At 66.9% G+C, this 537-nt stretch carries 1 protein-coding gene; it reads right to left on the bottom strand.

Features of this window, described 5'->3' with window-relative positions; all coding sequences use genetic code 11:
- Positions 1–537: HAD-IC family P-type ATPase (locus ACU8YC_RS26045; RefSeq protein ID WP_446896119.1), on the bottom strand; the 537-nt coding region annotated here is incomplete at both ends.

Genomic DNA, 537 nt, shown 5'->3' on the forward strand with positions numbered 1-537 from the left:
GTGCAGTGGGGGTCGCCAGCGAAAGGGCGCAGGGGCAGGTTGCGACCAGCAGCGCGAGGACAATCCAGAAGGCGCGTTGCGGGTCGATCTGCCACCAGACCAGGCCGACGATGCTGGCCACCACCAGCACCACCAGCAGAAACCATTGGGCGACGCGGTCAGCCAGTTCGGCGAGCTTGGGTTTGTCGCCCTGGGCGCGTTCCAGCAGGCGGACAATGGCGGACAGCCGGGTGTCGTCGCCCAGTGCCTGGACCTCCACGGTCAGCGGGCCTTCGACATTGAGGGTGCCGGCGGTAACCGAATCGCCGGCACTGCGTGGAAGAGGCAGGTATTCCCCCGTTAGAACCGACTCGTCGACGCTGGATTGCCCGCTGAGAATCACGCCGTCAGCCGGGATCAATCCGCCGGGCTGCACCAGCACCTGGTTACCGAGCTGCAGTTCGCTGAGCAGGATGCGGTGACTGTGACCGTCGGCATCCAGCTTCAGGCAGGAGGCCGGCAGCAGGTTGACCAGTTGCGCGGTGGCGGCCGCCGTGC

The sequence above is a fragment of the Citrobacter sp. VF227 genome, from assembly GCF_052950715.1.